Origin of the sequence: Oxobacter pfennigii, assembly GCF_001317355.1 — a bacterium.
Classification (GTDB): domain Bacteria; phylum Bacillota; class Clostridia; order Clostridiales; family Oxobacteraceae; genus Oxobacter; species Oxobacter pfennigii.
In genome coordinates, this window is record NZ_LKET01000016.1 from 78,283 (window position 1) to 101,777 (window position 23,495).

Genomic DNA, 23,495 nt, shown 5'->3' on the forward strand with positions numbered 1-23,495 from the left:
AAGGAGAAATAATATCAGTTCCCTTATCAGTGTATGTTATGATAAACTGCGTGTTATATAATAAATACAATGTAATTTGATTTATACTAACTCTTAATGATTGGAGAGATATTTATGGAAAATCGCAAACAAGTTAATATTATACTTTCTATTGCTTATTTGTTTACGGTAATCACATGCATATTTTTATTTATAAGCAGATCTATGGAAAATATATATTATAGTGTATATCTTGGGCAAGACAGAATTGGAAATGCAATTAAAGCATTTTTATTTAGTAATATAATAATGATTATTGCTGCAAGCATAATCACTATTATATTAAGAGTTAAAATAAAAAAATCAAATCAAATAGACTATTTTGACATCAAAGAAAAAGAGCAGATTCATTTAATAACAGGTATTTTAGTGGTAATACAGGGACTAACTAATTTATCATATTTGTTGCCGAGTTTTATTACTCGGGCTTTAGGGCTAATTAAATCACAACCGCAGGATGTGCGCAATATATTAATGCTTAGAAATGCCATAATAGGAGATTCAATTTCTGTAATAATAATTTTATGCCAATTATTTTTGGGAATTTATTTAGTAAAATATATTAAAAAGAAGCAAACTGATATTGCTATGTTAAGGAGTGTATTATTATATACGGTAATCACAAGTATATTTTCACTTTTTGATAGGTTAAGTGTTTTAATTTCTGGACTTGGAGATGAAGTAAGGGTATTTTCCATTAATAATATATTATGGGCTGTAATTATAGTAATATCAATTATAATGTTAATTCTAAAAATTAGAAAATCAAATCAAACCGGTTATTTAAGCATATTAGAAAATGGAGATATTTGCATGGCAGCGGGTGTACTTATAATTGTACATGGATTGCTGAATTTATCGACTGATCTACAGTATATTATTATTCATATGATAGCATTTTTGCAGACACCAATTATTAAATCACAGCTTAGCGAAATTATAGTACAATATATAATTTCCATGGTAATAACTTTAGTCCAGATAGTTTTAGGATTTTATTTGGCAAAGTACTATAAAAAAAAGAAAAATTAAATTATATTTTAGATTATTTAAAACAATTCTAAAATATAGTGGAAGTAAATCTAGTTTATAACACAAGAATATACTTTTTATATTTCTGTAAATAGAATCAGAAGATTAGGTAAACTTCTACTTTCATAAAAGTAAGCTTTTGGGGGATATAGCCCAATTATATATAAAATTATCTTTCTAAACCAAAATCACAATTATGCAAAATAATCCATAGGAAATCAATAATTCCTTGAAAAGCTGCCTTCGCAAATGAGATCTACACCTTAGGGATCACTTGTCGAAGGAAAAATTAAAGGAAGGAGGTCAAATAATTCTACTAATCCCGTAATGCCAAAATATAAAATAAAAAAGAAAAAGAGAATAAGGAAGTACGCATCATTTGGACAAGCATAAAAATATGATTAGCCTAAATTATAGGAGGTATTAAAATGAAAAAAATTATATCTATTATCATGACAATAATTTTTTTGACTTCTACTTCTGTAGCTTTCGCTAAGGATAATAAAGAACAAAATGATAAAAATAGTATTCAAATGAAAAGGCATGAAGAGTTTAGGAAAATTTTTCCTGAAGAATTTGAAATAATAGAACGATATGCAGAAGAGAGGGCTCAAGAAGGAGAAACAAATGATAATCTGCCTTTGAGCAAAGAAGATGAAGTAATCATTGATGTGGAAAAGACAATAGGTTATGATTACTACCATTTAATTGCCTTTAGCAGTGGTGTTGTATATGAATGTGCAGTAAAAGGCGGTACATATTATTATGGAACGAATTACTATGAAAGAGATGATGCTATAGCATATGCTCAAATGTATCCTGATTTAATGAATATAGCCATTGGTCACACTATGGAAATAGAAATATCATATACCGTAAGATTAAATAATAATGATTATTTTACAGAAAATGAACTTGGAAGCCAGGAATTTACACAGAACCAGTACATAGAAGAAGAATCATTTTATGAGACGAGCAGCAAAGATGCTTTTTTAAAATGGAGATATGATGGAAGAGTCGGTGATTACAATGGCAATTTTATATACAACCCGTTTAGGATGACAGTTACCCTTGGAGATGACGCGGTTAGTGTAGATGTCAAATTAATGTAAAATCAAGCATATTATGATGAATATATAAAAGGTGAAAACGTTTAGATTTAGTTTAGCAGAAGCATCAAACAGGTACTGCTTCAGTGAAATTTGACATTTTCCTTTCTGATAATCATTAGTCAGATTACGGTTTTGGATACTTAGAAGTGAATAAATTAGGGTTAGTTGAAGAATTTGGTTTTAAAGTAGCATATGGACATACTTCACTCTCAACGAGTCCGGGTGTTCAATATCCATGGGGTATAGGATTTGGTTTTACAAGCAATACTGAAGAGGTAGCCTATTATATGGATCATGTGTATTATAGTGATTATAATTAGTCACAGCTATATGATAATAGAAGCTGTCCTGTAAAGACAGCTTCTATTATCAGTGTAAATTAATAGTTTGCTAAATATCTTTATTTAAGTAATATAAAGAATAGGTGAATTTTATGAAGAGAAATATTTTTGTAGCATTTGTTATTTTTACAGTTTTATTTATTATATCCGGATGCACTGAAGAAATTGTCAGTATTGATATGGAATATATTAAGGTGGAAGAATCAAGCAGCATAATAAAAAATTGGACTGAAGGATTTCAAGATAATCCTGGTGTTTACTTAGGAAAAATCTCAAAATCAGATCAAGTAGAAGAATATTATTTACTTGTAAATAATCAAAAAATAACCGGAGAGACTATTAAGCCACATGGAAATAGCGGCTTAGAAATTATTGCTCATGAAAGTGAAAATGCTTCAACAAAAATATCTATAATAAAAATCACAACTAAGAATAAATTGGCTCAATATATAATTCTTAATGGAAAAAAGTACGATAACTCTACAATTCAAAAAATTGATAATAATAGCTGACCGGAATATTGATATGCTATTATTATCAATAAAAAATTTCCTTATTTAAAATAAGGAAATTTTTTTATAATACTCATGGGAATAATTTTGATAAATTATAATCTGAGGTACATAGTGATTGTAAATTTATATTACCTTGTTTAATGTAATCGTATTATTAAATGATATAATATAATCTAACAGCTTGGTCTGTATATTTTAAGAGGGACCAATCCAGAATAAACTTCTGAATTGAATATGAGTAACGCCAATATAAGAGAGGTCCGGATGATATGGAAGATAAAATGACGGCTGAACAAAAACTTGCAAGGCTTTTAATTGCACTAAGAGCAATAAGACCCTTTTACAGTGCAATATTTGAAGTAATGAAGAAAAGGAAAACTGAAAATATAGATACTATAGGGGTTACAATAAATGAAATTTTATATAATGAAAAGTATGTAGAAAATACATCTTTTGAAGAACTGCTGTTTTATGTACTGCATGAGTTGGTGCATACGGGATTGATGCATGTTGCAAGAAAAGAGTCTAGAAACTTAAGTCTATGGCAAGTTGCCTGTGATTTATATACTAACTCAGTATTATCAAAGGAATTGGGCTTCAGAAGGCTTGGAACAATTATAAATGCCAACGGATATAAAATAGAAATACCTGCAGGTATTTATTATTGTTCATCCATAGACACTGATGAAGAGTACGTTGAGCAGATATATGAAGAGTTTGACAGACAGGCAAAAGAAAATGGATATTATAACGGAGGTACAAAGAAGTTTCATTTCACATACAAAGGAAAAGCAGACCCTAAAATCGATAATTTCGTTTTCAGCTCCGATGGCTACGATATATTTGAAGTTGATATAGGGGTCGGTAATGTCAGTATAGACCTTATAGATACCTCCGGCAATTCCATGCAGAAGAAACAAGAAGCCGGTAAATTGCTTTCTGACGCAGTGACAAGATACAATATGCGAAGCAGTTCTATGGGAGACAGTCCGGGGGCTTTAGAAATCTTGGCGGGTAATATGTTAAAGTCAGAAGTAGACTGGAGAAGTATTGTAAGAAAGTACTTAATAAAGGGTACAACATATGATATGTCTTATATGAATCCGGATAAAAGGATGTTGTATCAAAAAATCATATACCCCGGAAAATCCATAGAAGACAATGAATTAAAAGGGGTAAAGGTTTGTTTTGATGTTTCAGGTTCCATAATAGATGAAGACATAGAGTACTACTACGGACAGGTACACAGTTTGCTGAAGCAGTTTAAAGTAGAAGCAGAATTGATATATTGGAACAGTATAATACAGTCTAAAGGAAATTTTAAAAATTATAAAGAAATGAAAAAGGTTGCAGTTTATGGTGGGGGAGGAACAAACCCGGGAGTACTTTTTGAATATTTTAACAGTAAAGAGTGTAAGATCAAGCCATTTTTAACGTTAATATTTACTGACGGTCACTTTTATACACAATTCGCCAATGCCCCTATCAGAAAAAAATACAAGGACACCATATGGATTATGACAAAGGGCTATAATAAGGATTTTGTGCCGCCCTTTGGAAAACGAGTAACAGCAAAGTATAAATAACTTTTATGGAGAATATTATGGATGAAAACATATTAAATATGATGTACTCTAAGTATGATATAATAAACCAGGTCATGGTCGGCATAACCACAGAGCCGAAAGACTGGAGAACTCACATTATAGACATAATGTATGAGGATAAAATACTTACATTTAAAGGAGTAAGTTATAGTATATGCGACAACAGATTTATAATTATTTTTTTAAGCGGCGGGTCTGACTCTATAGATGTATTTGATACAAATACAAAGAAGCTGTTAAGCAAATCGATGCCTAAAGGAACAAAAATAGAAAATTTTAGTACAAATAAAATATTGATGGCTAATGTGAAAAATACATCTCATAATCCCATACACTTTACTTATGTAATAACAGATAATTTTGAAGCAGTTAAAAGAGAATTCTTTAACTTACAAGAGCATTCATCCGATGATAATTTTTATTACATTAAGGATCATAGACAAGAAGGGATAGAATCCTATAAGATAAATCGAATAACCGGAGAAATAGAATAGGTTTTTAACGGAGGAGAAAAACTTGGACAACAGCAGCAGGAATATTCCCATAGTCACAGTAGAACAGTTTACAAAGATAATTGAGATGCAATACAAGGAAGGTTTAATGAGACCTATATTCGGATTAGGCAGGGGTGGTATAGGCAAGACTGAGAGTATAATAGACCTGGCTATTAAGATGGGTATAGGCCATATAGATATAAGGCTTTTAATGTATAATGAGGGAGACTTAAAAGGTATTCCCTATCCTAATGAAAACCACACATTCACAATCTGGCTCCAGAACAATATACTGCCTCGGATAGAAAGAGACGGAGAAAGAGGTTTTTTGGTATTGGATGAAATAACTTCCGTACCTAAAAGTATAAGGACGGCGGCATATCAATTATTAAACGAGCGTAAGCTGGGCGAGTATATACTTCCAAAAGGCTGGATGGTTATATGCTTAGGCAACGGGGAAGACGACGGCGGAGATTATCAGGGGATGGAAGGGAACTTTTTAAACAGGTGCTCCGTATTAAATGTTGTACAAACAGTGGAATCCTGGAAAACCTGGGCAATGAGAAGTGATATAAATTACCTGGTTACAGGATATGTATCCTGGAGAGAGTCGGATTTGCATACCTATGATCCAAACAGCGAATCCGAGCTTTTATTCGCATCTCCCAGGTCATGGAAGGCTGTGTCGGATATTTTAAACAGGAATGAGTATGATGAAAATGATCCTATATTAAATGCCAGGATACTTTCAAATTTAGGTACACGGGTAGGTCATCAATTTATAGCATACTGTAAATATAAAAACAGCATAGTACATCCTGACGATATAATAGAAGGAAAACCGGTGCGTGATGTGGGAGACAATCTGGAAATTCTGTTTATGACCATGCAAAGTCTTATAAAAGTTATGTCGGATTTAATAAGTACAGATAAGAAAAACCATGGAGACATAACAAAAGGCACCATGCAAAAATGCGCTAACGGAATAAGATGGATACTAAGCTTAAAGGCACTGGAGCATAAAACAATGGGGCTTAAAGACTTTATATCAACCCATGGACAAATTGTGAGAAAAATGATTGTGAATCCCGAATTCAGTGTAATGTGCCCTGAATTATCAGAGTTTGCAAAGAATAACTCCATATTATTCAAGCGGCAGTAGTGCTAATTTACTGGTATCTGATTGCAAAGAGCTCATCGGCCCAAAACCGTCCTGGTTTTGATGGCCGCGCTTGCCGTCCATGGCTCGCTTTACGCTTCTTTGCAATCAGATACCCATCAATAGTTCATTATTATATAGGAGGGTATTATGTTAGATTTAGCATCATTAAATAAGGAACAAAGAGAAGCAGTACTGACGACAGACGGGCCTCTTTTAATACTGGCCGGGGCAGGAAGCGGAAAGACGCGGGTGCTTACATACAGGATTGCCCATCTTATATTGGATAAAAATGAATATCCCGGCAGCATCATGGCCATAACCTTTACAAACAAGGCGGCAGGTGAAATGAAGGAAAGGATACACAGGCTTATAGGTGAAGTTACCAATGAGATGTGGATTGGTACATTTCACTCTATTTGCATGAGGATTTTAAGAAGGGATATAGATAAAATAGGCTATAAAAGGAATTTTGTTATATATGACAGCAGCGATCAGCAGACTCTATTGAGAAGATGCATGAAGGAGCTTAACATTGATGATAAAATATATCCTCAGAAATGGGTTCAGGAAAGCATAAGCAAGGCTAAAAATGAGCTTATATATCCCGATAAATATCTGGAGGGAAAGGAATATGATTTCAGAGCAAAGAAGGTATATGAAATATACTCTCTATATCAAAAAAAGCTGATGGAAAACAACGCACTGGACTTTGACGATATAATAATGAAGACAATCCACCTCTTTAATTTTGACGGCGGCATACTTGATTATTATCAGCACAAGTTCAAATACATCCATGTTGATGAATATCAGGATACAAACTATGCCCAGTACCGGCTTATACATCATCTTTCTGCCAGAAGCCACAACTTATGCGTCGTGGGTGATGATGATCAGAGTATATACGGCTGGAGAGGCGCGGATATAAGAAACATACTGGAATTTGAAAAGGATTATTCCAATGCTAAAATAATAAAGCTGGAGCAAAACTACAGGTCCACCACCAGCATTTTAAAAGCTGCCAATGGCGTTATAAGAAACAACAGAGGCAGAAAGTCAAAGGAATTATGGACAGAGAAAAAACAAGGCGAAAAAATAACCATATATGAAGCAATGACAGAGCACGAAGAAGCACAATTCATTGCCCGAAAGATATTAAAGGGGATTGATGAAGGCGACAGTTACAATGATTATGCCGTTCTTTACAGGACAAATGCCCAATCCAGGGTAATTGAAGAAAGCTTCATGAAGCATCAGATTCCTTACAAAGTAGTGGGAGGAAAGAAGTTCTACGAGAGAAAGGAAATAAAGGATATAATCGCCTATCTAAGGGTTATAAATAATCCCGTCGATAATGTTTCATTGGAGAGAATTATAAATGTTCCTAAAAGAAATATAGGGGCTGCATCTTATGAAAAGCTTGAAAATTATGCTTCGAGTATGGGAATAAGCGTAATGGAGGCTGTAAATACCGTTGATAATATTGAAGGTCTTTCTTCTCGCGCCGTTACATCCATTAAAAAATTCTCAAAGCTTATGGAAACCTATATAGGCAGCGTCGAGGAGTATTCGGTAACGGCCTTGATAAAGGATATACTTGATATCACAGGCTATGTCAAAGAGCTTGAGGATTCCGGAGAGGTGGAGGATGAATCAAGGATTGAAAATCTCCAGGAATTTATATCAGTTGCCCAGGAATTTGAAAAAACCAGCGAGGACAAATCTCTGAATGCATTTTTGGAAGGCATTGCCCTGGTAGCCGATATTGATACTGTGGATGAAAATGAAAGAGCTGTTATAATAATGACCTTTCACAGCGCAAAAGGATTGGAATTTCCCGTTGTGTTCATGGCAGGAATGGAGCAGGGCATTTTCCCTCATATGCAATCCTTTGAGGATGAAGAGGAAATGGAGGAAGAAAGGCGCCTTTGCTATGTAGGTATGACCCGGGCGATGAAAAAGCTCTATTTATCTTATGCCTATCAGAGGACCATATACGGAAGAACCCAGTTTAACTCAGTGTCAGATTTCTTGGATGAAATTCCTAAAGACTGCATAGAAGGTCTGGAAGAAAGAACAAAGCCGGAAGTTAAGAAGCAGACTATCGCAGAAAAGATAATAAATAAAATGCCGGTTTTAACTCCTAAAGAGACAAAAATTATAAATTCGGGAGATACTATAAAGATAGGCCAGAAAATATCCCATAAAAAATGGGGCATGGGTCTTATCGTTGCTGTTGATAAAAAGGACGATGATTTTGAAATCACCGTTGCCTTTGACAGCCAGGGTATAAAAAGGCTGTCGGCTAAATATGCCCCCATAGAATTCGTGGGCTGAAGACAGTTCGAATGCCTTATCACTTGACACATGAATTAAGGAGTTGCCATATGGATATAGAAAAAAAGATTGAAAAGTTAAGGGAAGAAATCAATTACCATAATCATAGATATCATGTTTTAGATAATCCGGAAATAGATGATTACGATTACGATATGCTGCTAAGGGAGTTAAAAAAACTTGAGGAAGAGCATCCGGAGCTTGTTACTCCGGACTCACCTACTCAAAGGGTAGGTGCAACGCCTTTGAAGGAATTTGAACAGGTGGTACATACAGTACCATTGCAGAGCCTTCAGGATGTATTCAGCTTTGAAGAGTTAAGAGATTGGGATACAAGAGTCAGAAATGGTTTGGACGAAGCTCCGGAATATGTTGTGGAGTTAAAGATTGACGGTTTATCAGTAGCCCTTTTATATGAAAACGGTCAGTTTGCAAGGGGGGCAACAAGGGGAGACGGCGTAACGGGTGAAGATGTTACATTAAATCTTAAAACCATAAAGAGCATTCCTCTTAAAATTAAGGATACAAATTTACTGGAAGTCAGGGGAGAAGTATACATCCCTAAAAAAGGCTTTCAGGAGCTGAATGAAAAAAGAGAAGAAGAAGGGCAGCCTTTGTTTGCCAACCCAAGAAACGCTGCAGCAGGATCGTTGCGGCAGCTAGACCCTAAAATTACCGCCGGAAGGCCCCTGGATATATTTATATTCAATGTTCAAAGATACGGGGGTGAAGCCTTTCAAACCCATATTGAAAGCCTTGAAGCATTAAATAGCTTGGGCTTTAAGGTAAGCCCCAAAAGAATAGTCTGTAAAACTATCGAGGAAGTATATGATATTGTAAATGAAATAGGCGAATCAAGAGGGGATATTCCCTTCGAAATTGACGGCGTTGTTGTTAAGGTGAATTCTTTATCACAAAGAGAAATTTTAGGAACCACCGCCAAAACGCCGCGCTGGGCAGCGGCTTTTAAATATCCCGCGGAGAGGAAAAAAACAAAGCTTACAAATATTATAATAAATGTGGGAAGAACCGGCGCCTTGACTCCCATGGCAATATTGGAACCCGTTCGTATCGCAGGTTCCACGGTATCAAAAACCACTCTGCACAATGAAGACTATATAAAGGAAAAGGACATAAGAATAGGAGATTATGTTGTAATTCAAAAAGCCGGAGATGTAATTCCCGAAGTGGTTGAGTCTTTAAAACAAGAGCGGGATGGCAGCGAAGTAATTTTTGAAATGCCAAAGCTATGTCCCGATTGTAATGCCCCAGTTATAAGGGAAGAAGGGGAAGCGGCTGTAAGATGTACAAATGTTGCCTGTCCTGCGCAGCAGAGAAGGGCAATACAGCATTTTGTATCAAGAGACGCCATGAATATAGACGGTATGGGGCCCCAAATTATTGCCCTCTTATTGGATAACGGCCTTATACATGACGCGGCAGATATATACTATCTTAAGTTTGAGGACATGGTTAATTTAGAGAGAATGGGTGAAAAGTCCGTAACAAACCTGTTAAACTCCATTGATAAGACCCGTGAAAACGATCTTGAAAGACTGATTAATGCATTGGGCATCCGTTATGTAGGTCAAAAAGCAGGCAAGAACCTTGCAAAACATTTTGGTTCCATGGATAATTTGATGACTGCGTCAAAGGAAGAGCTTCTTATGGTAGAAGAAATAGGTACTAAAATGGCGGAGACCATTTATGATTTCTTCATTAACGACAGGAACAGGCAGTTTATAGAAAAGCTGAAGGCCGCCGGTGTCAACATGGCATCAAAAGCTTCAGCATCTGATAAGCCCCAAGTTTTTGCAGGACTAACCTTTGTGCTCACAGGCACCCTTTCAAAGTTTAAAAGAGAGGAAGCCTCAAGGATAATTGAGGAATTCGGCGGCAAGGTTTCCGGCAGCGTCTCCAAAAAGACATCTTACGTCTTGGCTGGTGAGGACGCAGGAAGCAAGCTTACAAAAGCAAGAGAACTCGGTGTGAATGTAATAAGTGAGGATGAGTTCGAGAAAATGACGAATGATTTCAATAATGGTTAGCCATTGAAATCATTATGACATACAATTTGCGAAGCAAATTGTATGAAAAATGAAGCAGATACTGCATTAAATAAGGGATAAAAGCCTTTTTTACAAATATATTGACAAATGATTTTTGAAATCATATAATTTATAAGAAATGCAATGATAGGGAAGAGTAGGTATATCTTCAAAATACAGCGAGCCGTGTTGGTGGAAGGCGGCATGAGAGGATTCATCGAAAATCACCCTTAAGCTGCAGGCCGAATTAAGTAAGTGCTGCCGGGAATTCCTGCCGTTAACAGGAAACAGTATATAAGTACTGTAATTGAGATGGGCTTTTATGCCAAATCAGGTGGTACCGCGAATTTACCCTTCGTCCTGTTATAGAGACGAGGGGTTTTGTTTTGATTTCATATATTATGGATAATATTAAAGGAAGAAATTAATTTTAATTGCCATAATGCAAAATTTATATATGTCAGGAGGAATTTTCGATGTATAAGAAGGTTTCATCTTCTTTGAATTTTATTAATATGGAAGAAGAGATACTCAAGTATTGGGAAGAAAACCAGATATTTAAGAAAAGCCGGGAACAGGAAGGCAATGGTGAATATTTTACCTTCTATGACGGGCCGCCCACAGCTAACGGAAAGCCCCATATAGGCCATGTTCTTACCAGGGTTATCAAGGATTTGATTCCGAGATACAAAGTAATGAAGGGGTATAAGGTTTTGCGAAAGGCAGGCTGGGATACCCACGGACTTCCCGTTGAACTGGAAGTTGAAAAGCAGCTTGGAATTTCCGGTAAGCCTCAGATAGAAGAATACGGTGTTGAGGATTTTATCAAGAAATGCAAAGACAGCGTATTTACCTATGCCAGTGAGTGGAAAGATATGAGCGACAGGGTAGGTTTCTGGGTGGACATGGATGATCCATATGTAACTTACCATGATAATTATATAGAATCCGAATGGTGGGCATTAAAGCAGATATGGGATAAAGGCCTTTTATACAAAGGACACAAGGTAGTGCCCTACTGCCCAAGGTGCGGGACCGCATTATCCAGCCACGAAGTAGCACAAGGTTATAAGGATGTCCTGGATTCCTCCATATATGTAAAATTCCGTGTAAAGGGTCAAGCTGAAACTTACTTTTTGGTGTGGACCACAACTCCTTGGACACTGCCCAGCAACGTGGCATTGGCAGTCAATAAAAACGAAAACTATGTAAAAGCGGAATATATGGGCCAGACATTGATACTTGCTGAAGCAAGGCTCTCTCTTTTAGGAGAGGAAGGAAAGGTTCTAGAAACATTTAAGGGTGACAAGCTTCTAGGGATAGAATATGAACCCCTCTTTGACTTTGCGAAGCCGGATAAAAAAGCATACTATGTAGTTGCAGGTGATTTTGTAACCTTATCCGACGGTTCGGGAATAGTTCATATGGCTCCTGCCTTTGGTGAGGATGACTATAATGTAGGCAAGCAGAACGATCTGCCCTTTATACAGCTTGTTGATACCCAGGGTAAATTCAAAGAGGAAGTTACTCCCTGGAAGGGACAGTTTGTAAAGGATGCGGATAAATCCATAACAAATGATTTGGATAACAGAGGCTTGTTATTCAAGGAAGAAAAGCACGAGCACTCATACCCTTTCTGCTGGAGATGTGATACACCGCTTCTTTATTACGCAAGGGATACCTGGTTTGTAAGGACTACAGCCATAAAGGAAAATCTTTTAAGAAACAACGACACAATAAACTGGCTTCCAGACAACATAAAAAAAGGAAGGTTTGGTAACTTCCTTGAAAATGTTATAGACTGGGGCATAAGCAGGGAAAGGTACTGGGGAACCCCTCTTAATATATGGACCTGCGGCTGCGGACACAAGGAATGCATAGGAAGCAAACAGGAGCTTAAGGAAAAGGGTATAAATGTACCTGAAAATATTGAGCTTCATAAGCCCTATATAGACGAAGTAAAGCTTAAATGCCCCCAGTGCGGCGGCGAAATGACCAGGGTAACTGAGGTTATAGACTGTTGGTTTGACTCTGGCTCCATGCCTTTTGCACAATGGCACTACCCCTTCGAAAATAAGGAAAAGTTCGAAAACATGTTCCCGGCTCAGTTCATAAGCGAAGCTGTTGACCAGACAAGAGGGTGGTTCTATACTCTTCATGTTATATCAACACTTTTATTTGACAAGGCTGCTTTTGAAAACTGTATAGTATTAGGCCACGTTCAGGATAAAAACGGCCAGAAGATGTCAAAGCACAAGGGTAACGTATTAGACCCATGGACTGTTTTAAATAAAGAAGGCGCTGACGCAACAAGATGGTATTTCTTCGCCGGCTCCGCTCCATGGCTGCCTTCAAGATTCTATGAAGATGCAGTTATAGAATATCAGAGGAAATTCATGGGAACTTTGTGGAACGTGTATGCCTTCTATGTTCTATACGCTGAAATCGACAGCTTTAATCCTTATGATTACAAGTTTAAGCCAAGCGAGAACATAATGGATAAATGGATAATATCCAAGCTTAATTCCGTTATAAAGACAGTTGATAATTACCTTAACAATTACAGGATAACAGAAGCTGCAAGGGCTTTATCCGAGTTTGTTGACGAGCTCTCCAACTGGTATGTAAGGAGAAACAGGGCCAGGTTCTGGCAGAGCGAAATGACCGACGACAAGGTTGCAGCCTATATGACTCTATATAATATCCTTGATAAGTTTATAAAGCTGGCAGCACCTTTTGTACCCTTTATAACTGAGGAAATATATCAGAATATAGTTAGGAGTACGGACAAAAATGCACCCGAGAGCATTCATTTATGCAAATATCCTGAATTTGATGAATCACTTATAGATACAGAATTGGAAAATGATATGGATGTTGCATACAAAATAGTGCAGTTGGGCAGGGCAGCGAGAAATGATGCCAACATCAAAAACAGGCAGCCATTGTCCCGCATGATAATAAACTTTAAAAATGCAAAACTTCCGGAATACTACATCGGCATAGTAAATGACGAACTGAATATAAAAGATGTTCAATTCAGCGATAGCATCGACGAATATGTAGAATATGGATTTAAAATCAATTTCCCTGTGTTAGGACCTAAATTCGGCAAACTGGTGCCTAAAATAGGAGAGGCTTTAAAAAGTGCATCTCCTCTTGAAGCTTCAAAGAAGTTCAAGAGCGAGGGCGAGCTTAAAATCACCGTTTCAGGTGAGGATGTAACTCTTACAACCGATGATGTGGAAGTTGTCATGAAGGGCAAGGAGGGCTATGCTTTCCAGACCAACGGACATATATCAGTAGTCCTGGATAAGGCATTAACTGAAGAGCTTATAAACGAGGGTTATATAAGAGAAATAATAAGCAAGATACAGAACATGAGAAAGGATTCGGGCTTTGAGGTATCCGACAGGATAGAATTCCATTATTATGGAAATGAAAAATTAAAGGTTGTAATTGAGTCAAATGCTGACTTTATCATGGCAGAAACCTTGTCTGACAAAGTAGCTGAAGAAAATAAAACAGAGCTTAAATACACCGAATGGAACATAAACGGCGAGAAATTAAACATGTCTGTATCAAAAATATAATTGTATAAAAAAGACAGTTTTTCGGGAAATTAATAGGAGGTAGCTGCTATTTATCAAGTTGCAGCTGTCTCCTATATTTTTTACGGAGGAATTGCAAATGAAAAAAATATTTAAGATAATGGCTTTTTCATTAATACTTTGTACTTCTCTTTCAGCGACCGGCTGTTTAAATACTAATTATTTCGGCAAGCAAACCCTATCATATAATTTGGGTGCAAAGCCTGTTTCATTAGACCCGGCTTTGTGCAGCGAAACAAGTGATTCCAATATCATACTTGCCAACTTTGAAGGGCTTATGAAACTAGACAGCAATAACAAGGCAGTCCCCGGCATCGCATCAAGCTATAGCCAGCAATCGGATACAAAATACATATTCAACTTAAGAAATGCATTCTGGTCGGATGGAAAGTCAGTTACGGCAAGGGATTTCGAATATGCATGGAAAAGGGCATTGTCTTTTGAAACCGCAGCAAGTTACGCATATCAGCTTTTTTGTATAAAGAACGGAGAAAACTACAACAAAAGAAAAACCCTTTCAACAGATGTAGGCGTCAGGGCAATTGATGATAATACACTGGAAGTGGTATTAGAGTATCCGACACCTTATTTTCTTGAGATGCTGGCTCAACCTATTTTCATGCCGGTCCGTGAGGATATTATAAAACAATATTCAGATGAATGGACTGAAAGCCCCCAAAAATATATAGGCAACGGTCCTTTTAAAATGATATCCCTAGGGGATAAAATTGAATTTACCAGAAATGAATATTACTATGATGCAGAAAATGTCAAGCTTAACATACTAACTTTTAATATTGAGGAAAATTCAAATATAAGCCTTCAGGACTGGGAAGCAGGTACAGTTGATATTGTTGAAAACCCGCCTGTTTCGGAAATTTCAAGGCTTAAGAGCGAAAATAAGCTTATGGTTGAGCCTTATTTAGGCACATATTTTTATGCTTTTAACACAAATAAAGAACCATTAAATGATAAACGGGTCAGAAAAGCCTTATCATTTGCCATAAACCGGAATGAAATAATTGAATTTACCGCCATGAATGAAGTGCTGCCGGCAGCAGCTTATGTTCCAAGGGGAATACCCGATGTAAATGATGAGGATTTCAGGGATGTGGGCGGCAAATATTTAAATCCCGACGGCCAGATAAGCAATGCTAAAAAGCTTTTATCCGATGCAGGCTACCCGGATGGCAAAGGCTTTCCGGCACTGACTCTTATATATAATAATACAAATAATCATGCTCAAATTGCCCAGGCAATAAAGGATATGCTTAAAACAAATCTAAATGTGGATGTAAGCCTTAAAGCATTGGGGTGGGAAGAGTTTGCAGACAATAGGAAAAGGGGAAATTATGAGATCTCCCGATATGGATGGATTGCCGATTATGTGGATTCATTAAGCTTTTTGGAGCTGTTTGTGTCCGAGGGAGAAAATAATGAAACCTTTTATTCCAATAAGGAATACGACGCATTGATTATGAAGGCAAGAAAAGAAGCGGATTTGGAAAAAAGAATGGAATACCTTCATAATGCTGAAAACATGCTGATGGATGATATGCCCATTCTGCCGGTTTTCTTCTACACAAATACAATGCTTATAAATTCGAAGGTAAAAGGCATTATAAAATCTCCTTTAGGGCATATGTACTTTGACAGGGCATATATTGGTGATTAAATAAAGCAGTGATAATTATAAAGGACAAAGAAAAGCTGCGAAAAATAAGCAGCTTTTCTTTGTTAAGAAGGATTTCGATAGGCTTTTGTGAATATAATTGCATGTTTTACAGAATGAAATTAGTATTGCTTATCTTTGCTGCTTTTGCTCTGACGAGGTTGAAAATATGCACAATCCCCGCCGGTGCCGGCGATATTTGAGGATATACCTATGTGATTTAAAGTACATTTACCGTTATTTTCATAGGAGCACTTGGCAGAGCAGTTTATGTTTGTCATATAACGGTTCGCCTCCTTTGATTTTATTGTTAGCAGAATTAAGGAATTTATAAATGGAAAGGTATGTTAAATGAACACCACGGAAAATCAAAGAAAAAATCGATTTTGTGATTATAAAGAAACAGGTCTTGTTTATCATGTGACTAATATCATGGACTTAAAAGAAATAATGGAAAATGGGCTTAAAACTAATTTAAGCTGCAATGAAAGATATACAGAGTTCAACAGATATTTCGATTCATTAAAACCCCAGGATATACCGCATTGGGTAAAAAGAAGCACAGCAATTTACGGCTCATTGAATTTTAAGATTGAGCATTACTGGCATTCCCATTCGGCGCTTCTGGCTTTCAATATAAACGAGGATGAGTGCTGGATCGGAAATGAAAACTCAGCTAATATTTTTTATGAACCTTTTATTTTGCAGGATATTGGAGTTTTTAAATATGCAAAAGAATTGGTAAAAACCAGAGGAAGTCAATGGGTACGTAACTATTGGAACAATTCCTTAAGCTTTAAGAAAAATTTAAAAGATAGGCGGGATTTTGAAGAGGGATATGATGCCGAAGTGCTTATTATGCACGATATTCCTCCAAAGGATATAAGGATAGTAAAAATTGTTTCAGATCATTGTTCTATGAATATAAGTGAATGGGATGAAAAATTTCTATATATGTCAAAGGGCAGCCCAAAAGGGTGCCCGAATTATTTTAGGTCATAACATTCAATTTCAGGATAATTTAAGCACAAAAGCTCATTTATGGTATAAAGTGCATAATCCGAATAAAAGCTTTGACTGTTAATGGTGAATTTTTTCTTTTTAGGCTTGAAGGTGAATTTTTTGCCAAAAACAGGAGCCATGCTTACATCCAATGCCTGAGGTATGTTGGGGCTTGCAAAATCCTCAATTGAAACAGCATTTGAGTCGCTTCTTGCATGGCTTAAATATCCTTCATATTCCTCGGCGCCGGGTACTGGAGCAGTTGACAGCAATATACCTGATAAATTAATTGAGGTGTTGAAGAAGTTTATAAGCTTTTCCTTAGCATCCTCCTTGTAATGATCATCGCCAAACAGCCTTATGGCATTTATACCTCCCAAAACAGAGCCAATATCTCTTAATGTATACTTATATTTATCCGAATCGTCCAACAAAAACAGGTAATTGCTTTTATCCCACAGCAAATTAAGCTTTTTGTAAAGCAGCTGAGCACAGCTTAAAAATTTATAAATGCCGGTTAAAGCGTATGCCTGTATAAGTGCTTTAACAGCCACAAAGCTGGAGGAATTGGATGTTAAGCTGTCCTCGTAAGCATAACGCATGAGGTTTCCGGACATATCGACCCTTGATTCCAATTCTATGGCCAAGGTAGTAGCATAGTCCAATATTTCGCTGCTTACATTGGTTTTACTGTATTCCAAACAAGAGGAAATAATATTGCACAATTCTTTGCTTTTAGCGCCGTAAATGTCTCCCGGAGAATCCTTGAACATTGTATATATTTCCTGAGCATTTTTTAAATATTTTTGCGATAAATCCAAATTTAAAAATTCGGGATATTTTTCGTTATCAAGAGTGTTTGCCAGGAGAGAGAAGGCTTCCAAGACTATTGCCTGTTCGGATATTGTCGGGGGTTTGTCTGTCTCCTCCAATATAGGTTCTCCATAAGGTTTTTCGGTCTTATCATTTTTAGAAACAAAAAGACGGCTCTGATTTCTCATATGTTCACATAAAAAGTCAGCCTGTAGAAGAGCAGAGTTCAGCAATAGAAGGGCAGTTGCCTTCCTGTCCTTTATGTTATCGGTATTTTCAAAATCTTCATCTATATCTTTGACAAGATATTTTGCCAGCATTAACTCATTTATAATAAGGTAGGATTGTGATACGGGTGTTATAGTCTTTTTAAAGCCGGTATCATCCCATAAATAGTTCTGATAGTCGTTTCTGTTGCCGTTGTATGCATTGCTGAAAGAAGGATTTCCTTTCTTATACACGGCACGCAGCAAAATAGCATTTTCCGGAACTTTATATTTAAAATCTTCATCATTAATTCCATCCATCCATTCACGAATTCTAAAATTATCATAATTCCAGGGAAGTCCAAGACCTGACATCAAAGACACGGACAGCACGGCATTCTTGCTGTACCACATTGCCTGCCCCAATATATTCTTCAGAGTATATCCCTTGCTGTTCAGATGATCTTTTATACTCTTCAAATTATCACCACCCAAAGTAAATTCATATAAAGGCACAGAAACGAAAGCTATTATATTGATTGTGTATTCATAAGAAAATCTATATATAATAATATGTCAGTAATCTTTAACTTTAGACTTTCTGTAAAGATATATTTTAATATGATATAATAATTTGTAGTTTGACTGTATGTTTATTTGTAGCCATTCGAACTACTTCAATGCTTTTACTTACATTTGATTGCAAATTTAATTTAAAATATAGAGTAGGTGGGAATATGAAAATCGGCAAGCTCCCGACGGAGGTATTGGAAAAATGCGTTATTAACAACATAAAGGTGAAGAGGCCGGAGGTTCTGGTGCATTCCGCAATTGGAGAGGATTGCAGCATAATAGGGTTTGGAGAACATTGCTGTGTTTTATCAACCGACCCCATTACCGGTTCAAGTTCCTCTGTAGGCTATCTTGCAGTTAATATAAGCTGTAATGATATTGCCGCCAGCGGCGTGGAACCATTGGGAGTATTGGTCACTATATTAGCCCCGCCTTCTGTTACCGAAAAGGATATATATGAACTGATGGAGGAAATCAACGAGGCTTCAGCAAAAATAAACGTTGAAATTTTGGGCGGACATACCGAAATCACAGATGCCGTTAACCGGATAGTTGTATCAACTACAGCCATTGGAAAAGGTCCCATCGATAAATATGTAACCACATCAGGGGCAGAAGCCGACGATTATATAATAGTAACAAAATCGGCAGGTTTGGAAGGCACATCTATTATAGCCTCTGATTATGAAGATTATTTAAAAGACAAGGTAAGCCAGGATACAATTTCAAAGGCAAAATCATTTATCGATAAAATAAGTGTGGTAAAAGAAGGCATAATAGGCGGAAAAGTCGGAGTAAGCAGCATGCACGATGTCACTGAAGGAGGAATATTAGGCGCAGTATGGGAAGTGGCTGAAGCATCGGGCAAAGGTTTTGAGATTTATGAAGAATTCATGCCCATAGCACAAGAGACAAGAGAAATCTGCAGGGTCTTCGGATTAAATCCCTTAAGGCTTATATCCAGCGGCATGATGCTGATTACTACTAAAAACAGGGAAGAGTTATTGGAAGCCTTATCCTATGAAGGGATTGATGCTGAATGTATAGGAAAGATAACCCAGGATAAAAACACACGGGTACTCTTTAGAGGAGGTAAGGCACAAACAGTTTTGCCGCCGCAACCCGACGAATTATTCAATATTAATCTATAATAATCTGATATAATCGATAAAACAGGTGATTGATAAAGGCACCTGTTTTTTAATTTCTGCTAAAAGTTGTTAATTTTTTGATAACACGCTTTATTTTTTAAAAGTATTTGTAGGAATTTTATAATTCATGGCGAATAAGTAAAATTGATGCATGCTATTTTGCTGTTGCAAATCTCACAATACGACAAGGAGGTGAACAATTGAGCAAGAGAGGCGCAATAATAACAGCATTTTTGTTTGCTGTTATGTTTTCAGTCTTTATCTTTCCAGCTAAAATAGCAAAGGCAGCTACAAAGGGTTCGGTAACTGCGACAGTACTGAATGTAAGGTCAGGACCGGGAACTGAATACGAGAAGATGACCACAGTTATCATGGGTCAGGCTTATCCTGTAATATCCAGCCAGAATGGTTGGTACAGATTACAGATAGGTTCTGTCACCGGATGGGTTAGCGGTGATTATCTCACTCTTGTTGAAGAAAAACCGGCACCAACTGTCACTGCACCTTCACAGCCCACGCCAATGGGGAAAGTAAAAGTTACAGCCGATATTCTGAATGTAAGGGAGACTGCTTCCACGTCCTCAGAAAAAATCGGAAGCGTGAAGATGAATGAAACATATCAGTATTATGAAAAATCGGGCGAATGGTTTAAAATCAAGTATGGCTCTTCATATGGGTGGGTAAGCGGCACCTATGTTATTGTGATTCCTGATGAGGAAACAAAACCCGAAACAGCACAGCCTGCTGAGACGGAGCAGCCTCAACAGCAGGAACAGCCGACACAGCCTGTTCAGACAGAACAGCCTGAGCAAAGTGAAAATGAACCTGAAGAAGAGATTGATGATTCAATCATTAAAACCGGTGACACAGTTATTGCAAAGATCGACCAGCTGACTGTAAGAAGCACCAAGTCCCTCAGTGCCTCCATAATAGGAAGGGCTGAAAAGGGAAGCACTTACTCAGTTTTGGAAAGCCAGGACAAGTGGATAAAAATACAGTTTAAAAAGTCCACAACAGGGTGGGTACGCAGTGTTTACGTTGAGAAAACAACGGCCAATCCTTCAGCGCCGGCAGATGAAGATGGGGCACCAACTCAAAATGATGAAACCATATCTGCAGGAGAAGATGTTACGGTAAACACAGCTTTGCTTACTGTAAGGGCTGACAAAGAGGTTGATGCTAAAATTATTGGTAATGCTACTAAAGGAAGCACTTATGAAGTATTGGAAAGTGCTCCTGGATGGATTAAGATACAGTTCGGTTCCAGAAAGGGATGGATTAAAAGCGAGTATGTCGCTTCTAAAAACGGCGGTACAAACACATCGGGACAAACCGGTACCACAAACTTAAACCAGATAGACAGTATAAAGATTTACAGTACTGCAAAGAAAAGCTCAATAGCAATACCTGTCACAATGAAGGTTGATATTAACAGTAACATAAGTACTTTCAAACCCGATATAGTCCATTCAATGGACCAAAACGGCAGGATAGTAGTTACTGTTAATAATTCAAGATACGCAGGTAGCAGCAATATTATCGATGCCAGCAGCAATCTTGTTTCATCGATATTAGCTTTAAATGAAGGTCAAAGCTCAGTTAAAATAACTGTTAATCCTAATACCACCTTAAAATACAATATTGCTGACGTCCAGACCAAGGTTACAAAAGACAGCCAGTACATGTATTTAAAAACATACGTTGTAATAAATGTAGAAGATGCAAACAGTCAGAGTACGAATTCAATGCCGGGAGTGGAATTAAACAGCCAGGGCAAGGCAAGAGGCGACTATATAATAGCGCTGGATGCTGGTCACGGCGGTTCAACACCGGGAGCTGTTAATGGACAATACAAGGAAAAAGACCTTGTATTAGATATAATTTTAAGAGCAAACAACATACTAAAGGCCCAAGGCTTTGATATATATCTTACAAGAGATGCAGATAAATATGTATCATTAGCCGACAGGGCAGAAGGCCCAAACATTTTAAAAGCAGATATTTTCGTGTCCGTACACTTAAACAGCTTCACCTCAAAAACCACAAACGGTACAGAAACATTATACAACAGCCAGGCAGTAAAACCTGGAGCCACTCTGGCACAATACATACAAAATCAATTGATATCAGAACTAGGAAGGACAAACAGAGGTATAGTGAGCAGGCCTGATTTAGCAGTGTTAAATTCAACCAACATGCCGGCGGCATTGGCTGAGATACTGTTTATATCCAATCCTGAAGAATTAGAACTGATAAAAGATGATAATACAAAACAAAAAGCTGCCCAAGCTATTGCAAATGCAATAAATCAATACTTTGGATTTAGTTATTAAGAGGGGGAAACCCCTCTTTTTATTTTTAATATGGTTTTAGGTGCCATAAATGGTTATAATAATATTTGTCACATATAGATAGGAGGCAATTTTATATGGAGAGAATTGATGGAAGGAACAAGGATGAAAAAAGAATAATCAATATAATTAAAGATTATATTAAATATCCTGATGGTTCTGTGCTTATAGAAACAGGAAATACAAAGGTTGTTTGCACCGCCTGTATAGAAGATAAGGTTCCGCCATTTCTTAAAGGTACGGGAGAAGGATGGATAACCAGCGAATATGGGATGCTGCCGGGGTCAACACAGAGCAGAAAGCCAAGGGAATCCTCAAAGGGAAAAGTAGACGGAAGGACTATGGAAATTCAAAGACTCATAGGAAGGGCATTAAGGTCTGTTGTCGACCTTAAATTATTAGGGGAAAGGACCATATGGATTGACTGCGATGTTATACAGGCCGACGGAGGAACCAGGACGGCTTCCATAACAGGTTCCTTTGTAGCACTTGCCTGTGCCATGGAAAAGTTAAGCAAGATTGTGGAATTTGAAAGCTACCCAATTAGGGAGTTCGTCGCTGCCATAAGCGTTGGTATAGTTGAGGATGAACCTTTACTTGATTTATGTTATGAAGAAGACTCAAATGCCATGGTGGATATGAATATAATCATGACTCAGTCAGGCCAGCTGGTTGAAGTCCAGGGAACTGGAGAACAAAGGCCTTTTACTCGGGAAGAAATGGATGAGCTTATTAATTTAGGGCAAAAAGGAATAATGGAATTAATTGAGCTTCAAAAGGAAGTCCTAGGTGAAAGTGCGTCAAAAATAGGGAGTTCAAAGCAATGATGAAGATTGTGGCGGCTACCAAAAACAGGAATAAAATAAGAGAATTCAAAGAAATATTAGAGGGTTTTCCTATTTCAATATTGTCTCTTGAAGATATGGGACTGGATATAGACGTAGTTGAAGATAAGGATACCTTCGAAGGAAATGCGGAGAAAAAGGCCATGGAAGTCATGAAAGCCACCGGCCTTCCCTCTCTGGCAGATGATTCCGGCCTTGAGGTTTTTGCATTAGATGGAGCTCCAGGAGTGAACTCCGCAAGATTTTCGGGAATCCACGGAGATGACAAAAGCAACAATATAAAGCTTTTAAAGCTTTTAGAAGATGTGCCCTACGAAAAAAGGGGGGCTAAGTTTGTCGCCGTTATTGTATTGGTATATCCTGATGGCAGCAAGTTCACGGCTCGGGGTGAGGTAGAAGGCATAATAGCAAGAGAAGAAAAAGGGGACAAGGGATTTGGATATGATCCTTTATTTATAATCCCTCAATATGATAAAACCTTTGCCGAGCTTGGTAGCGAAGCAAAGAATAAAATCAGTCACAGGGGGAAGGCCTTAGAGGAGTTGAAAAACATATTGAAATATAAGTTATAAAGGGGGATAGCA

At 37.2% G+C, this 23,495-nt stretch carries 17 protein-coding genes and 1 other annotated feature; of the genes, 15 read left to right on the forward strand and 2 right to left on the reverse strand.

Going from position 1 to position 23,495, the window contains the following annotated elements; genetic code table 11:
- Positions 1-114: 114 nt before the first annotated feature.
- The 10 genes from OXPF_RS02010 (at position 115) to OXPF_RS02055 (ending at position 15,973) form a co-directional block, all read left to right on the forward strand.
- Positions 115-1,071: a hypothetical protein gene (locus tag OXPF_RS02010; RefSeq protein WP_054873549.1), complete on the forward strand. Its 957-nt coding sequence runs from the start codon at positions 115-117 to the stop codon at positions 1,069-1,071.
- 428 nt (positions 1,072-1,499) lie between these two features.
- Entirely contained in the window at positions 1,500-2,183 is a 684-nt protein-coding gene (locus OXPF_RS02015; protein ID WP_054873550.1) for a hypothetical protein, read from the forward strand.
- Between the two features lie 433 nt (positions 2,184-2,616).
- Positions 2,617-3,036, forward strand: coding sequence for a hypothetical protein (locus tag OXPF_RS02020; RefSeq protein ID WP_054873551.1), 420 nt, complete (start codon positions 2,617-2,619; stop codon positions 3,034-3,036).
- 272 nt (positions 3,037-3,308) lie between these two features.
- The gene (locus OXPF_RS02025) at positions 3,309-4,625 is read left to right on the forward strand and encodes a DUF2201 family putative metallopeptidase (RefSeq protein WP_054873552.1); all 1,317 of its coding nucleotides are present in this window, start codon (positions 3,309-3,311) and stop codon (positions 4,623-4,625) included.
- Between the two features lie 17 nt (positions 4,626-4,642).
- Positions 4,643-5,140, forward strand: a complete 498-nt coding sequence (locus OXPF_RS02030) for a hypothetical protein (RefSeq protein WP_054873553.1) — start codon at positions 4,643-4,645, stop codon at positions 5,138-5,140.
- Positions 5,141-5,162: 22 nt separating this feature from the next.
- Entirely contained in the window at positions 5,163-6,302 is a 1,140-nt protein-coding gene (locus tag OXPF_RS02035) for a hypothetical protein (protein ID WP_054873554.1), read from the forward strand.
- A 147-nt stretch (positions 6,303-6,449) separates the two neighbouring features.
- The gene (gene pcrA, locus OXPF_RS02040) at positions 6,450-8,639 is read left to right on the forward strand and encodes a DNA helicase PcrA (RefSeq protein WP_054873555.1); all 2,190 of its coding nucleotides are present in this window, start codon (positions 6,450-6,452) and stop codon (positions 8,637-8,639) included.
- 50 nt (positions 8,640-8,689) lie between these two features.
- On the forward strand, positions 8,690-10,687 hold the full coding sequence (ligA, locus tag OXPF_RS02045) for an NAD-dependent DNA ligase LigA (protein ID WP_054873556.1): 1,998 nt from the start codon (positions 8,690-8,692) through the stop codon (positions 10,685-10,687).
- Positions 10,688-10,822: 135 nt separating this feature from the next.
- Positions 10,823-11,053, forward strand: a binding site (T-box leader).
- 110 nt (positions 11,054-11,163) lie between these two features.
- Positions 11,164-14,280 (forward strand): isoleucine--tRNA ligase, encoded by a 3,117-nt coding sequence (gene ileS, locus OXPF_RS02050; RefSeq protein WP_054873557.1) that lies wholly within the window; start codon positions 11,164-11,166, stop codon positions 14,278-14,280.
- Positions 14,281-14,377: 97 nt separating this feature from the next.
- Positions 14,378-15,973, forward strand: coding sequence for a peptide ABC transporter substrate-binding protein (locus tag OXPF_RS02055; protein WP_054873558.1), 1,596 nt, complete (start codon positions 14,378-14,380; stop codon positions 15,971-15,973).
- Between the two features lie 119 nt (positions 15,974-16,092).
- Here the strand turns inward: OXPF_RS02055 and OXPF_RS22040 are convergent, their stop codons facing one another.
- A complete protein-coding gene (locus OXPF_RS22040; RefSeq protein WP_152967676.1) occupies positions 16,093-16,251 on the reverse strand; it encodes a DUF1540 domain-containing protein in 159 nt (52 codons plus the stop codon).
- A gap of 151 nt (positions 16,252-16,402) precedes the next feature.
- Here OXPF_RS22040 and OXPF_RS02060 point away from each other — a divergent pair, with 151 nt between their 5' ends.
- Positions 16,403-16,972: a hypothetical protein gene (locus OXPF_RS02060; RefSeq protein WP_201779660.1), complete on the forward strand. Its 570-nt coding sequence runs from the start codon at positions 16,403-16,405 to the stop codon at positions 16,970-16,972.
- Here the strand turns inward: OXPF_RS02060 and OXPF_RS02065 are convergent.
- A complete protein-coding gene (locus tag OXPF_RS02065; protein ID WP_054873559.1) occupies positions 16,957-18,471 on the reverse strand; it encodes a hypothetical protein in 1,515 nt (504 codons plus the stop codon). The two genes, OXPF_RS02060 and OXPF_RS02065, sit on opposite strands and share 16 nt — an antisense overlap.
- Before the next feature lie 257 nt (positions 18,472-18,728).
- On the opposite strand from OXPF_RS02065, the gene OXPF_RS02070 reads away from it, so the two are divergent.
- From OXPF_RS02070 to OXPF_RS02085, 4 genes are all read left to right on the forward strand, one after another.
- Positions 18,729-19,715: an AIR synthase family protein gene (locus tag OXPF_RS02070; RefSeq protein WP_054873560.1), complete on the forward strand. Its 987-nt coding sequence runs from the start codon at positions 18,729-18,731 to the stop codon at positions 19,713-19,715.
- Positions 19,716-19,915: 200 nt separating this feature from the next.
- Positions 19,916-22,048, forward strand: a complete 2,133-nt coding sequence (locus OXPF_RS02075; protein ID WP_054873561.1) for an N-acetylmuramoyl-L-alanine amidase family protein — start codon at positions 19,916-19,918, stop codon at positions 22,046-22,048.
- Positions 22,049-22,143: 95 nt separating this feature from the next.
- Entirely contained in the window at positions 22,144-22,893 is a 750-nt protein-coding gene (gene rph / locus OXPF_RS02080) for a ribonuclease PH (RefSeq protein WP_054873562.1), read from the forward strand.
- Positions 22,890-23,483 carry an XTP/dITP diphosphatase gene (locus tag OXPF_RS02085; protein WP_054873563.1) on the forward strand — a complete coding sequence of 198 codons (594 nt, stop codon included), beginning with the start codon at positions 22,890-22,892 and terminating at the stop codon, positions 23,481-23,483. The genes rph and OXPF_RS02085 overlap by 4 nt, the downstream gene beginning before the upstream one ends.
- Positions 23,484-23,495 lie beyond the last annotated feature (12 nt).

Bases quoted from the DNA above. Each gene is read 5' to 3' on its own strand.
- OXPF_RS02010 (WP_054873549.1), top strand. From the start codon at position 115: ATGGAAAATCGCAAACAAGTTAATATTATACTTTCTATTGCTTATTTG.
- OXPF_RS02015 (WP_054873550.1), top strand. From the start codon at position 1,500: ATGAAAAAAATTATATCTATTATCATGACAATAATTTTTTTGACTTCT.
- OXPF_RS02020 (WP_054873551.1), top strand. From the start codon at position 2,617: ATGAAGAGAAATATTTTTGTAGCATTTGTTATTTTTACAGTTTTATTT.
- OXPF_RS02025 (WP_054873552.1), top strand. From the start codon at position 3,309: ATGGAAGATAAAATGACGGCTGAACAAAAACTTGCAAGGCTTTTAATT.
- OXPF_RS02030 (WP_054873553.1), top strand. From the start codon at position 4,643: ATGGATGAAAACATATTAAATATGATGTACTCTAAGTATGATATAATA.
- pcrA (WP_054873555.1), top strand. From the start codon at position 6,450: ATGTTAGATTTAGCATCATTAAATAAGGAACAAAGAGAAGCAGTACTG.
- ligA (WP_054873556.1), top strand. From the start codon at position 8,690: ATGGATATAGAAAAAAAGATTGAAAAGTTAAGGGAAGAAATCAATTAC.
- ileS (WP_054873557.1), top strand. From the start codon at position 11,164: ATGTATAAGAAGGTTTCATCTTCTTTGAATTTTATTAATATGGAAGAA.
- OXPF_RS02055 (WP_054873558.1), top strand. From the start codon at position 14,378: ATGAAAAAAATATTTAAGATAATGGCTTTTTCATTAATACTTTGTACT.
- OXPF_RS22040 (WP_152967676.1), bottom strand. From the start codon at position 16,251: ATGACAAACATAAACTGCTCTGCCAAGTGCTCCTATGAAAATAACGGT.
- OXPF_RS02060 (WP_201779660.1), top strand. From the start codon at position 16,403: ATGGACTTAAAAGAAATAATGGAAAATGGGCTTAAAACTAATTTAAGC.
- OXPF_RS02070 (WP_054873560.1), top strand. From the start codon at position 18,729: ATGAAAATCGGCAAGCTCCCGACGGAGGTATTGGAAAAATGCGTTATT.
- rph (WP_054873562.1), top strand. From the start codon at position 22,144: ATGGAGAGAATTGATGGAAGGAACAAGGATGAAAAAAGAATAATCAAT.
- OXPF_RS02085 (WP_054873563.1), top strand. From the start codon at position 22,890: ATGATGAAGATTGTGGCGGCTACCAAAAACAGGAATAAAATAAGAGAA.